The organism is Marinifilum fragile JCM 15579 (genome assembly GCF_001310955.1).
In the GTDB taxonomy this organism is placed as follows: Bacteria; Bacteroidota; Bacteroidia; order Bacteroidales; family Marinifilaceae; genus Marinifilum; species Marinifilum fragile.
Genome location: NZ_BAZX01000003.1, coordinates 26,056 through 41,645, shown reverse-complemented (window position 1 = coordinate 41,645; position 15,590 = coordinate 26,056). Strand labels below are relative to the sequence as shown.

Below are 15,590 nucleotides of genomic sequence, written 5' to 3'. Positions count from 1 at the left end.
AATTGCCTTCCCCAAGTTGGGGAGGGTCTCTTTTTTTTTTAAAACAAGCTTCCCCAAGCTGGGAAATGGCCATTTTTAAAAACGATACCCTTTCCCAGTTTGGGGAAAGGCCCTTTTTTCTACAATCACGTTTTCCCAGCTTGGGAAAGGTCTATTTTTTTTCAATTCTAGCTTTCCCAACTTGGGGAAAGCTTTTATTTTTCAGTTTGCATTTTCCCAGCTTGGGGATGGTTCTTTGATTAGGAGAGTAGGTTTCCAAAAATAAGAATACATCCATTTTCTCATAGACAGAAACTAAGTCATTATCAATAATGATAAACTCTATTGATGCTTATGTGAATAATACTTACTTTTAAGAATCAAAAATTAAAAGAACAGAATATGTTAATAGTTATATCACCTGCCAAAACATTAGACTTTGAATCTCAAGTAAAAACAGATATTTATTCGGAAGCAAGTTTTACGAAAGATGCTGAACAATTAATTAAAATTCTTCGCAAACTTAAAGTTGATGAAATTGGAGATTTCATGGGAATCAGCCCCAAGCTGGCTCAGTTGAATTTTGAACGTTTTCACCAATGGAACTTGCCTTTTACACCCGATAATGCCAAACAAGCATTACTGGCCTTTAAAGGCGACGTTTATACCGGAATTGATGCAGAAAGTTTAAGCGATACTGATTTTGAAAATGCACAATCGCAATTGCGTATTCTTTCCGGTTTGTATGGTGTACTAAAACCTATGGATTTAATTCAGGCTTATCGCTTGGAGATGGGTAAAAAACTCGAAAACAAAAAAGGGAAAGACCTGTATGAGTTTTGGGGAGATAAAATCACAAAATCCATTAACAAAGATTTAAAAGAATACGACCACAAGCATTTAATTAACCTGGCATCGAATGAGTATTATAAATCGATAAAGGCAAAACAAATAAATGCCAAAATCATTACCCCAGCTTTTAAAGATTTGAAGAATGGACAATACAAAATGATCAGCTTCTTCGCTAAAAAAGCACGAGGATTAATGACTCGATTCATTATTCAGAATGAAATATCCAATCCTGAAGACCTAAAAGCTTTTGATTTAGATGGATATATCTATAACCCAAACTTATCAAAAGATAATGCTCCTGTTTTTACTCGTGATCATTAGAGAAAATTTACATTATTAAAAAGAGTTTTAAGTCTTGTTTTTGCTCTCAATTTTTACTATGTTTAAGTATAAGACAATCCGAGTATTAACCCCATAATCCTTCTGCATATGACCACTGAAAACTATGTTGTAAAGTATGGTAGTCTTCTAAAAGAAGAAACCCTGGAAGTTATTGATGATAAAATATTGCCTAATACCATTGTTTTGGAAGCAACAAATCCGTTTCCTGGATATTATGAGTATTACGATGGTTTTCAGAAAGATGTTCAACCTCATTATATTTATTTGGTATTAGATAGAAGATATGATTTAGAAGAGTTTACTCGAGCTACGCAAAAAATAATGAGCTATTTCGAGGCAAAGTTCCACGCTGCAATTGGTAACATTACCATTTATAACAGTGTGTACTATGTAATTCGTATCAGAAGACTTAGTAATTACGATCAAGTTAAAGAATTACAGGAGTGTTATCAATCTGAAGGAATTATTTTTAAGACAAATGGTTCTATTCCTCACAATTCTAAAGCAATGATTCAATTGGATAAGTTTTTTGCTTTGGATATAATCGAGGATGGATACTTTAAAGATCATATTGAACCAAATCATGGATATTTTACCATTCCACAAAAGCTAAGCTGGAAGCAATTTGAGCAATTAACCAAAAAAGTGAAATACAACATGGAGATGATTCATTTCGATGTTTCTTTGGGCTTTATTTATGACCACTTTAAAGCTGTTGATATGATCAGAGTTTATGCTGAGAACTTGAATCTGGATTTAATGAAGAAAATTAGAGACAAATACATTGAAAGAATAAAATAGAGAATACAAAACAAAAAGGAGGTTTTCAAAATTGAAAACCTCCTTTTTTATACAATATTTTCTTAAAATACTGGTGCTCGAACTGCTTTAATTCTTTTTCGTCTATCCTTGGTGGTAACAAGCGGAAAAGAGAATGATATTTCATGCGCTCCAGTATTCGTATGAATTAACTTAGAAATGGCGTAATCGTAGCTGTAAGCAACTTTAAAGCGCTCGGTAACGAATCCTGCCATGGCAATAAAAGAGTCGTAATTTGGCTCAAAATTCTGATTAAACCACAATCCGAAAACTATAGAACTCTTACTTGCATACAATCCATAGTTCATCTGAGAAAAATCTCCTTGTTGCTGATAAAGCAATGCTGGGGCAAGAATCCAATTATCGGCATATCTTCTGCTTCTTCCTCCCAACACAAATTCGGCACCAGCATGAACTGTATATTTGGTTTGCAATTTGTCTTCCTGTTCGTCATCAAAACTTAAATCTGGTTTAGCCAAGTGATGAGCTGCAATACCAAAATAAAAATCTCTGTAGTAAGCTATCGATCCCAATGAGAAATCCCATCCATCTTTTCTCCTGTTTATAGGGTCACCTGAAGAATTGTGTGGAAATATGTTCCCATAAATAGGAGAAACCTGATCAGGAAATACAAGGTTCTGCCAATCTACCTTTTTTTGCATAAAAGCTGCCTGAATCGCTGGACGAATTACAAAATCATCAGTTATTCTCAAATAGAATGAGTACATCCCTGCAAAAGTGGTTGTTTTTAATGCTCCATCTCCCTGATCATCCTGAATAACCATAACGCCTACTCCCCCATTTAAAGTCTCGTAAAAGTTATCGAATGCTACACTGTAAGTAACGTACGGAAGATCTAAATTAGGCCATTGGTTACGATAGTTTAAGCTAACATTTGAGTTATTTGTAGATCCTGCCAAGGCTGGATTCAGATAAAGTTTATTTGCATAAAACTGAGAAAATCGGATATCTTGAGCAAAGCTTTGTACCAACGATCCAACAAATAATACGCAAAAAACAATCAGAGCTTTTTTCATCTATTCTCAATTTATAACTCTAAAGAGTTATTCAAGTTAAAAAGTGATTCGGACCATTGGTTATAAGTCCGAAATCACTTGTAAAATAAATTTATTTTATTGATAAAATAAAACCTTTTCCCAATTATCTGATCAACATGAAGGTTCCCTGGTTGGTAAGGTCGCCATTAATAAACACCATCCAAACATATGCTCCTGCCGGACAAAGCTTGCCTTTGTATTTACCATCCCAACCACCGTTGCGACCAACCTCGTTGGTCTTATACATTAATTCTCCCCAACGGTTATATATATACATTTCAAATTTCTCAATATCGTAATTGATATCTTTCAAATAAAATTTGTCGTTATCATTACTCGAATTTGGAGTAAATGCATTAGGAGATTCAATACCTACAGGTTTCACTTCCACATCCACAGAATCTTTGGAAATACAGCCTAAGTTATCTGTTACTGTCAATTTATATTTACCTGTTTCGGACACCTCATATCTTTGAAGAATACTACCTTCCTTGCCATCTTCCCATTCAAAGTTGTAAGGAGAATATTCCAAAGGAAGATTTGGAGCTAATGTTACAGTTTGTCCTTCAAAAATTGTTACTGGTCGGTCTTTGACAAGTTCAATCTCTCTAGGTCCAGTATAAATCAAATTATTCCTTAAATCTGGTTTTGGAGTTGGATTTATTACAAAATTTTGTTCATCGCCACAACCATATTTGTTCTCTACTGTTAACAAGTATTTACCTGGCTGATCAATTGTTCTATTAATATCCGTATAACCATCTTCCCAAATAGGATTTTCCATTCCTGCGATATTCACTTCGAATTTTTCACCCTCACAAGCAAACTTATCTTCTTCCAATTTAGGATCAGCTACCATATTTACAATAACCTCTCCTTCGGCATCACAACCATAAAGGTCGGTCACACTAATCTTATAAGTATACGTTCCTTCAGGAGCATTTACAATCTTTGGACTTCTTGTATTAGGATCATCTAAATGATCTGGATTCGTCCAGGTAATTTCACCTGCATCACCTACAATATCGGTTAGCAATTGTAATTGGTTACACTGACCAACTGTGGTGTCGGAAATCGTGGTTACAATAGGTAGAGGAGATACTGTAAGCTCAACTAAATCCATATTTGTACAACCATGTTCATCCATAACTGTTGCAACCAACACCTGCGATTTTCCGGGAGTAAATGTGGGAGTCATCGAATTCGCATCATCCAAATCTGCTGCCGGTGACCATTGAATATTACTTTCCTCCGTTTCTGCACTTAATTTAAAAGGCTTACAGCTACCAATTGTAATATCATCCGTAATGTTAACGGTTGGCAATGGATCTACACGTAAAATTGTTTTTGATGTTACATTAGAACATCCGTTTTCATCTGTATAAGAGTAATGAACATTATAGGTTCCTGCTCCTCTTTCTGCAGGATCAAATACTTCTTCTGAAATATCATCTACCCAATAAATACCACCTTCAGGGTATCCACCTGATAGAAGCTTACTTGGATTACAAACACCTCTTACTGGATCTACGAGAGCAAGATTAACATCTGGCAAAGCATGTAAGGTTACCAATGAATCAACTTTCGATTCACAACCTGTAACAACATCTGTAATCATGATGGAAAGTTCTCCATTATCCAGTTCACCCCAAGTTATGCGAGTACGTAAACCTTTATCTGGTCCGGCAAATATACCGCCTTCTACTCCCCAACCATACTCAATTTCAGGCATTGCATCGGTTGTATATGTAACTCTATCTTCCTTCGCACAAAGTACCATTCTACCTAAAATTCTTGAGTTTGGTAATTCATGAACTTTTAATTCTGTAGGTTTTGTTGATCTTGAATCTGTACATCTATCAGAAACAATACATGTGTAGTATCCACTATCGTCAGGGCTTGTTTTACCCAAATTCAATATCGATGCATTTTCTCCAGTTAAGTCAACCCCATCCAACTTCCATTGATATGTTACATCATTTCCTTCAACATCCGTTGTAAGAGTTACCTCTTCACCAGAACAAACCTCAACATCTACCATTTCAGATAAAATTCTCAATTGAGGAATTACCTTAAGCGTCATTTCATCACTAATGGCTTCTGCACATGAATTATAAACTTTGCAAGTATAATTGGCTTCATCATCAAGCTGAATGGATGTTAGGCTCAATACAGGTGAAGTTTTTCCTGCTATATCAGTTCCATTTTTTCTCCACTGATATTTCAGTTCTTCTCCAGTAGCACTTACACTAAATTCTACCAATGATGTATTTTCACAAATTTCTACATTGTCACTAACAGAAATAATTACTGGCAATTCAGTTACCTCTAAGCTTCCTCTTGTTGTAACATTACCACATAAACCTGTTACTTGTACTTCGTAATTTCCTTCATGCGTTAATAGTGTTGGATTGTAATTCAGAATTTTTTGATCTGAAATCTCAACCCCACCAAAGAACCACTTGTATTTAATATTGGCTGCTCCTTTTACATTTGGAATCCATTCTAGTCCCTGGCCTTCACATACTGTTTTAGTCCCAAGAGCAGCTAGAAGCGTTGTATTCTCGTATACGCGAACCGTTGTTTCTTCAACGATACCATTAACTGGAGCTCCTTCTCCTTCAATCTTACAAGTATAAACTCCTGCATCAGTTGCTTTAAGTTCTGCAATATAAAGGGTCAATTTTGTTTCACCTGGAATTTCAAATCCATCCTTGAACCATTTAATCGATGATATTTGACCAGTGGCATCTATACTTAAACTTAATGGCTCACCAACACATTTTTCTTCCAAACTAACCAATCCATCTATAATAACAACTGGTTCCTTAACGGTTAACTTACCTGTTGCCAATCGAGTTGCACAAGTACCTTCAATTTCGCAATTGTAATAACCTTCATCAGAAAATTGAATATTTGTTAGCGTTAGTGAATTTGTTTTTTCAGATAAGGTAGTAGTAACACCATCTTTTACATGAGTCCATGTATAAGTTAAATTGTGACCAGTAGCATCAACAGTCATTGTGTAATCTTGTCCAACAAATCGCACTACATTTTTTAAAGTAGCTAAAATTATTGTTGAAGGGTTCACTGTCAATTGAGCAGTCTCTACTAATGTTTCTCCACAACCATTATCGTTGGTAACAGTGCATTCTACAGTATATACTTTTGGAGTAAATTCATCTGCTGGAAGTACATCAGTACCACTAATTAATAGTGTAGCAATAGCAGAAGGTTGAGGGATTCCATCAATTTTCCATTGGTAATTTAAATCACGTCCTGTAGCTTTTGCTCTAAACACAACATCCTCATTCTCACAAACAGTTTGATCTGCGATTGGGCTTAATGTTGGTTTTGGATTAACAACCTGAGTTCCTACTGAAACATCAGATCCACATTTATTTGAAACTTCAACTTTGTAATTTCCTTCCATTGCTGTTGTTGCATCTCCTAAATTCAACTGAACTCCAGCAACAGTATTTGTCGATCCATTATTTAATGTCCATTCAATAGCATCGTATGATCCAGTCACACTTATCGTTCCTAATACCAAAGGATCTCCTTCACAAACAGCAATAAGCTTTTCAATACCATCTCCATCAATTGAAGGGGCATCCATAATTGTAATATGACTTGTATAAGTATAAGTATTACCACAATGATCCTCAACAATACATTGATAAGTTCCTGCATCTGCGTTAGTAACAGCAGCAACCAAATAGTTTGTTGTTGCTGTTATTGGATTTCCATTATGAGTCCATGTGTAAGATTTTACATCGCCTGTTACATCAACTTCCAGGTTCAGTTCACTACCAACACAAATATCATCTGGATCTACCCATTTATTTACAGTAGTAACCGATTCATATACATTTACATATCCAGACACAAATTTTGCAGAGCAGCCATCAGACACTTCTACTTTATATTGTCCTGATTCGCTCTTATCTACCGGAGTAAAAGTGTAATCAGCATTCGTTGCTCCTGGAATTTCTCCACCATCTTTATACCACTTGTATGATAAAGTTAAAGCTGGATCGAAACTCTTAACACTTACTGATAATGTTTCTAAACTACCCAGACAAAATTCACTACTATTTGACCAAGCATTCAAGCTTAACTGTGAACGATGAACAACTGTAAAATCATCACTTACGTCAGGACAAACTCCATTACCAACCGTTAAGTGATAATTTCCATTATCACCAGTTCCGATATTTACAATCGCAGTTGTAGAAACTTCTGTAGCATCTTTGGTCCATGAATAAGTCAATGGTGTAGTTCCTGCAGTAACGTCCAATTTTATTTGCTTACTCTCATCGAAACACAATATCTGATCATCGACAGGTGTGAATACTACTGGTTTAAAAACTTCTACTTTTACTTCATTTGAAATATCATCTGCACTTGAACCATCTTTTACAATACACCTTACTCCCCAGGCTTCCATTGTCTGACTTGCATTGGCAATTGTATAAGTTGAGACAGCGCCAACAGTTGATACATCTGCAATATTTGCATCCACAAATACATTATCACCCGTATGGTATTGCCATTGGTAAGTCAATCCTGTAGTCTTGCTTCCTGTTACTGTAAATACAATATCTTCTCCCTCACATACTACCTGATTAGTTGGCTGAACTGCAATCTTATTAACTGCTAATATTGTTAGTGTCGCAAAATCACTTTCATCAATTGCCGAACATGTGCTACTCCAGGCCTCACATTTATATTGATTGGCATTCATGGATAAGGATACCGGATCAATAGTTAAGTTTGCCGTACTTACTCCACTGTAAATTCCACCCTCTGCCAACACTGTCCATACTCCACTTGGTGTTTTCTCATACCATTTGTATTCAATTATTGGTTCACCTGTAGCACTTACACTAAAGGTTACACTCTCCCCATCCGATGCTGTCTGATCCCATGGATCCGTAATTACAACTTCTTCGTAAACCGTAAGATTAGCAACATTCGTAGTTGCACTATTACATACATCCCCTGATACTACACAATAATAGGATTGTCCATTCTCAGGATTTGATGCAATCGTCAATGTCTTAGTGGTTCCTACTAAATTGCCACCCTTATCGAACCATTCATAAGTAACCGTACCTTCTGCAGTTCCATCTGCTTCAAAGAATACCGGCACATCTGATGCACAAATTGCTTTATCCAAAGGATGCAATTTGATTTTTGCATTTTCCTGAACAGTTACATTATATACGATATTTATATTGTTACAATTCTGATCATTATAAACCTTGCAAGTATAAGTGCCTGATTCTGCCAATTCTGCATTACCAAGATTTAATACTGATCCGGTTTGTAAAACTGTTCCACTACCTGATTTTGTCCACTCATACTTAATTTTCTCTCCCGCCGTTGCATCTACCGTTAAACTTAAAGGTGAACCTTCACAAACAGTTAGGTTATTGGTTAAAGCAGTAGCTACAACTATATTTTCCCACACATCAACTCCAACTTCATTAGATGGCTGATCTGAACTTGAACCATCTTTTACAATGCATCTTACTCCCCAGGCTTCCATTGCCTGACTTGCATTGGCAATTGTATAAGTTGATACAGCTCCAACAGTTGATACATCTGCAATATTTGCATCCACAAATACATTATCACCTGTATGGTATTGCCATTGGTAAGTCAATCCAGTCGTCTTGGTTCCTGTTACTGTAAATACAATATCTTCTCCCTCACATACTACCTGATTAGTTGGCTGAATTGCAATCTTATTAACTGCTAATATTGTTAATGTTGCAAAATTACTTTCATCAACTGCCGAACATGTGCTACTCCAGGCCTCACATTTATATTGATTGGCATTCATGGATAAGGATACCGGATCAATAGTTAGATTTGCCGTACTTACTCCACTGTAAATTCCACCCTCTGCCAACGCTGTCCATACTCCACTTGGTGTTTTCTCATACCATTTGTATTCAATTGTTGGTTCGCCTGTAGCACTTACACTAAAGGTTACACTCTCCCCATCCGATGCTGTCTGATCCGATGGATCCGTAATTACAACCTCTTCGTAAACTGTAAGGTTGGCCACATCCGTTGTTGCACTATTACATACATCCCCTAATACTACACAATAATAGGATTGTCCATTCTCAGGATTTGCTGCAATAGTCAAGGTCTTAGTGGTTCCTACTAAATTACCACCCTTATCGAACCATTCATAAGTAACCGTACCTTCTGCCGTTCCATCTGCTTCAAAAAATACCGGAACATCTGATGCACAAATTGCTTTATCCAAAGGATGCAATTTGATTTTTGCATTTTCCTGAACAGTTACATTATATACGATATTTACATTGTTACAATTCTGATCATTATAAACCTTACAAGTATAAGTGCCTGATTCTGCAAATTCTGCATTACCAAGATTTAATACCGATCCGGTTTGTAAAACTGTGCCACTACCTGATTTTGTCCACTCATACTTAATTTTCTCTCCCGCCGTTGCATCTACCGTTAAACTTAAAGGTGAACCTTCACAAATAGTTATGGTATTGGTTAAAGCAGTAGCTACAACTATATTTTCCCACACATCAACTCCAACTTCATTAGATGGCTGATCTGAACTTGAACCATCTTTTACAATACACCTTACTCCCCAGGCTTCCATTGCCTGGCTGGCATTGACAATTGTATAAGTTGATACAGCTCCAACAGTTGATACATCTGCAATGTTCGCATCTACAAATACATTATCACCCGTATGGTATTGCCATTGGTAAGTCAGTCCAGTGCTCTTGGTGCCTGTTACTGTAAATACAATATCTTCTCCCTCACATACTAACTGATTAGTTGGCTGAATTGCAATCTTATTAACTGCTAATATTGTTAGGGTTGCAAAATCACTGGTTGCGCTTGAAGAACAAATTGTTCCATCGCTAATTACAACACATCGATATTGATTTCCATTAAAATCAGCTTTAAGTGCATTGGTAATTTTTAGTTCAGAAGTTTGAGTTCCTGAATATTTATCAACATCATTAATGTCTTTCCATGCTCCATCAAAAACCTGCCATTGATAAGAATAGTTTGGTTCACCAGATGCAACAACACTAAAGGTAGCATCAGCACCATCAGCGATAATTAAGTCTACTGGATTTGTAACGGCAACTTCCTTAATTACAGAAAGTGTTGCTTTTTCAGATGTTGCGGTTCCACAACTTCCAACTGTTCCAGTCACTTCACAATAATAATTTTCACCATCAACCAAAGTAGTTTCGGTATAAGTTGCAGATGTTGCTCCAGCAATTTCACCTGCACTATTGTACCACTGATAATTTGCTCCATCTTGCGCATCTCCTGTAACTGTAAAATCAACTGAAGTTTCGGTTTCACAAATTATTTTATCAGATGGATTTGTAACAGTTGGAGTTTTATTTACCACAACATCAAATGATAGTGTTTGATTACCACATCCCAAATCATTATACAATTCAACTTTGTAAGTTCCAGCTTGTGTTAAATCAATATTGCTGATATTATAAGTTGGTTGATCCGACAATGTTGTACCTGGTTCTGTTTCCTTATACCATTTGTAATGAATCTCATCTCCACCTGCATTTGCAGTAACAAATAAACTTACCTCTTCATTTTCACAAAATGTTGTTGTTGCAGGAGATTTACCTGTTACAGCAATATTATTTCTAACATCCAAATTAATAGAAACCTGATTATCACCACAATAATCAGAGCTTACCTTTGCAACATAAATTCCATCGTCATCAGGACTTGTTGCTGGATTAATTACAAAATCAGTTGCAACTGCATTACCATCAGTTACTAAAACTCCATCTTTCCACCAACTAATACCATTATGCTCTCCACTTTCTGTGATTTTTAACTCAATGAGACCAGCGCATTTGTTTACATTGTTATCAATGGTACTTAATATTGGCTTCTCGTGAACTTGAACAATATACTTTTTCTCCAAATTATCACAATTTCCAAGACTTGTTACTTTTGCTTTGTAAGTATAAGTTCCTGGTATATCGTGTTTACTTAATTGTACCTGATTTACATCGCCAAATCCAACTAGTGGATTATCAACATCATCGGTCCAACTTACAGTATAAATATCTGCATCTCCATTCACTTCAATATTAAGAACTGGTTGTTCTCCTTGACAAATATGGATTGTTTCATCAGCAGGAGAAACTATAGAAACATGTTCGTGTACAATAAGTTCTCTTTCGATATTAATTTCATCGCCACATCCTAAAATAACTTTACAGTAATATACTCCAGCATCACTTGTTGAAACTGATGGAATTTCATAGAAATCTGCATTACTAATAACTGCTCCCCAAGGGTCATTAAATCGCCATTCGAATATAGGTGTTCCAGTATAGGCAATATCAATTCTAAAATCGGTGTCGCCAACGCATTTTTCGATTTCAGTTCCAGTTTTAGAAGTCGTTACTTTTTCAATACTTAAATTGGCTGTTGCAGTTTTTGAATTTCCACACTGATCTGTTACAATACATGTATATTGTCCTAAATCTGCATCCTGAACATTAGTTAGACTCAAGTAGTCCTTATTTTCTCCTACAATGGTTGTATTTGTATTATCTTTCCATTCGTAAGTCAATTCTGACAAAGGTGAAACATCTTTAACATCAACCACAAAGTCAACATCTCTTCCAATACAGGTAGCAACATCATTCATCGAAACTGCACCAAAATCAGGAATCAGGTTCCATGTAAATTTATGAGTGAAATTATCTCCATTGCAATTTGGCACAGCAATAAATTCCCAGGCTCCTTCGGTTGTTGTATTCACTTCGAATGTGTATGGATTTGTGATTGCAATTTCAGAACCATCTGGTTTTTTAGCCCTATAGTCAGCAACGGCTCCATTATCATCAAAAGTCACCGTTACATTTGTTGGACTACAGAATGGACCAGTAGCACTGGTTGTTATGCCATTCACAATCATCTTTGGCACCACTGTTAAATTTGCAACAGACTCCTTAGAATCACATCTATTAGAAACAGCAACCTTATATTGTCCAGCATCTGCAAGCTTAATTGGAGTAATAATTTTCTGAGCAGTTACTCCATCGACATCTACACCATCTTTTTGCCATGAGAAATTATAGAATGATTCTGGTTGAGAAAGCGATACCGAAAAAGTATGATTTCCACTTCCTTCACACAGATTTGCATCTTCTAAAGGATCTGTAATTGCTACATTTGGATATATATCTAAATTATCAATTGGAATTGTTAGATCTGAAGGACATTCTACATTTCCATCAACAGTTGTATAAACACTAGTAGCACTTACCGAATAAGAAAGATCTCTGTGAGCCATTGTTGCCGGAAACTTTAAAATTGAACCATGCTCAGACAAATCCGTGGTTCCTTCTTTCCAATTGTAAGCTATCGTTCCATTTCCTGTTGCATCTGCGGTTAAAATAATATCCTTACTCTCGCAAAGATCAGGATTTACAATTAAGGAATTTAAAACAGGTGCAGACAATACTTCCAAGGTAACCTCATCAAATGCCAAACCACATCCATTTTCAGCTTCACATCTAACTGTATATGTTCCTGCATCATATCCCGAAAACACAAAAGGATTTTCCAAAGAAACAGGATCTTCGCCACCATTTACATACCACTTAACCTGACCGGCATCACCTGTTACTAATGCCTTTAAATTAGCTGATGTACCAAAGCAGAAATATGTTTTGTCAGCCTCAATATCTATTGTTGCAGGTTCATCTACTAAAACAGAAAGGTCAACATGTACATCATCTGTCGATGTTCCACAGTTTTTATATTCTTCTTTAAAACTAATTGTACATCTATAATCTCCTTCATCATCCTGTTGTGGATTTAAGAAAATTAACTGATGAGTTTTTGTTCCGGAGAACTCTCCAGCAATATCTTCCAGATCAATATAATTACCAGTCACATCTTCTTTTTTAGACCAAGAATAACTATACCAACTTGTATCTCCATTAGAAACATCAAGAGAGTTTTCAACTCCTTGACAGAATTGAAAGGTTTTGCCATTATTTGAATAGCTGTAGTTAGGAATTACTTTGGCTTCAAATAAATCCTTATCTTCTACTGCTTGAACAAAACTAATACTGTCAATAGCGAAAAAGGTACCCTCACCATTTAAGTTGTTATTTAATATTTTAATAGATGCATTTCTTGCGCCATTAGGTCTCCACAATGCTGATACTGATTGCCAATCATCCGAACGATCAATTCTAAAGTTTTCTACAATTGTCTCGTTATTAATTAAAATTTTAAGAGATTGATTCTTTGCAGCATCACTTTGCGCCAGTCGACCATACATTTTAAATATGTAATTAAATCCACTTTCTACTTCCATTTCTGCAGAACGGTAGATGGTATCATTCTGGTTTTTAGAATATGCCAATAACATCTTCCATCCACCAATAGGATTAAAATCATTTAATATCGGATTTTCATCCTTAGGTCTTCCCGTAATTGCAAATTGACCAGGATCTACCAAATTGTTGGTAACAAGCTCATAATAGGAATCAAAGCCATTGTATCCATCTAAGAAGTCCCCATTAAACAAGATTTCCAAACTTGGATCACGATAATACGCTCTAACTTCCCAAGTTGTATTTTCATTTGGTGCTGGAATTTTTAATGAACTATTTATAAAATTAGGCCCTTCCCACTCAATTTCACCTGAGCTATTTATAACTTCCTTATACCATTCGTAAAAATCAGGATTTCTTCCCGTATTATCTTTTATCGATACAATTATATCATCATCGTAACTTTCACAAATCAAACCTAAATCGGTATCAATATTTAAATCAGGATGAATTGGAGATACTGCTTTAGTAAAACCAGAATAATATCCAGCAGCTCCTAATGTATTCGAGCTTGCAGTCCAAGCAACATTAATGGCTTTATCTCCAGTAAAACGACAATCTCCTGAGATTCCTGAAACCTTATAGTATACCCATTCAGTTGACCCTAGGATATCATTAGGATTAGTTAGTGTAACACCATTATGCTTAACATTTACGTTCTTTTGTGCTAAAACTGTAACTGTAGGATTGATGTAATCTCCACTGGTAATTTGCTCAGCCTTAGGAATCACAACCTCCTTCATTCCTAGTGCAGTTAATGGAGGAATAAAATTAAGCCCAATATTTATCCAATCCTCATTTGTACCACACATGGTCTGATAAACATATACATCTTTGCCTTTGGAATTGATAAATAGAGTTGGAATATCATCAGGATTAACAATGTCATCCAGAATCATAAAATCTCCTGGTTCGGCTAATGTTCCTTTTAAAACTTCATTCACCCAAACCTCGGTATTGGCTTGAGTGGCAACTACAATCGTTCTTTCTTGACCTGCATGATAAGCTGTCGGATCAGGTTCAGCACTCCCCAGTCCTTTCATTACAATGTACTTGTCCCTAACCTGATCAACAGGAACAATCTGATCAAAACCTATATCTTGCGAAGGTTTAGCTCCTGCTGTCCAAGAGCCTGAATTTACAACGATATCCTTTGTTGATGTAATATGCGTACCATTCATTCCATTACGCACCTCTATCGATTCACTTCCAAATTGGTCACTGTGCAAATTTGTTCCAAGCGTATAGGTTTGTCCTTTATTTAAATTTACCGTAATTGTTTCATTTGGGGCAATTGACCTTAAAACCACTTTACCTCCTTCATACTTGGTAATATACTTACACTTTATACCAGAAAATGTAACCGTAGTTACACCATCTTCTACCGCCATTACCGAAATGGAATGACTTCTAATAGGCCTAGTATCTGGATAGTAATAATAATCTAAAGGATCTCCATTTAAAATCGTGTGACCATACAAGTGACCAGAATAAAATTCTTTCCCTTTGGCATAAGCTCCTTTGGCTGACAAAGAAAATCCATGAGTTAAAGCCCCACCTTCACCTCTATTGCTGTAACCATGTCGGATATTTGCAAAGAATGGACCATCGTAAGAGTAAATTCTTAAACCTTGTCCATCCAAGGGTTTATTTAATTCTTTTGGACCAATAATTCCTAATGAATAACTACATCCATCGGGATAGAATTTATTACTATGTTGACTATATGTAGCACCCCCAGGAGTTCTAAACACATATGTATCACTTTGATTTCTATTAATTGTAAATGGTCCTGCTATAGGATTTCCTTGCCCATCTTCAATATAAACATTGATATCTTTCTCTGAGTTTGTTGATAAAAACACCTCCTGCTTTCCAACCTGAGAAGAACAATAAAAGGGTGGTACATAATGCTCATAATCATACTGTGCAAATCCGGACAAAGGAATTGCTAATAGTATGAAAATTGAAATTGACTTTAAAATTTTTTTAAAACGAGTAAAGATTTTATCATTTCTCATATTTATAGATTCAAAGTTATATTCGTTAAGGCTAATAGAATTCTTTGCTAACATTTCAAATCACTTTTTTCCTATCATTTCGAGACAATCCAACAAAGACTATT

4 protein-coding genes are annotated in these 15,590 nt (G+C 35.8%); 2 read left to right on the top strand and 2 right to left on the bottom strand.

The window, feature by feature from the left end; translation table 11 throughout:
• The first annotated feature begins 381 nt into the window (after positions 1–381).
• Together yaaA and JCM15579_RS03485 are read left to right on the top strand one after the other, a co-directional pair.
• Entirely contained in the window at positions 382–1,152 is a 771-nt protein-coding gene (gene yaaA, locus JCM15579_RS03490) for a peroxide stress protein YaaA (protein ID WP_054715806.1), read from the top strand.
• A gap of 108 nt (positions 1,153–1,260) precedes the next feature.
• Positions 1,261–1,974, top strand: coding sequence for a hypothetical protein (locus JCM15579_RS03485; RefSeq protein WP_054715803.1), 714 nt, complete (start codon positions 1,261–1,263; stop codon positions 1,972–1,974).
• Between the two features lie 62 nt (positions 1,975–2,036).
• On the opposite strand, the gene JCM15579_RS03480 is transcribed toward JCM15579_RS03485, so the two are convergent.
• Together JCM15579_RS03480 and JCM15579_RS03475 are read right to left on the bottom strand one after the other, a co-directional pair.
• A complete protein-coding gene (locus JCM15579_RS03480; protein ID WP_054715800.1) occupies positions 2,037–3,029 on the bottom strand; it encodes a PorP/SprF family type IX secretion system membrane protein in 993 nt (330 codons plus the stop codon).
• Between the two features lie 124 nt (positions 3,030–3,153).
• Positions 3,154–15,486: an immunoglobulin domain-containing protein gene (locus JCM15579_RS03475; protein ID WP_054715797.1), complete on the bottom strand. Its 12,333-nt coding sequence runs from the start codon at positions 15,484–15,486 to the stop codon at positions 3,154–3,156.
• Positions 15,487–15,590 lie beyond the last annotated feature (104 nt).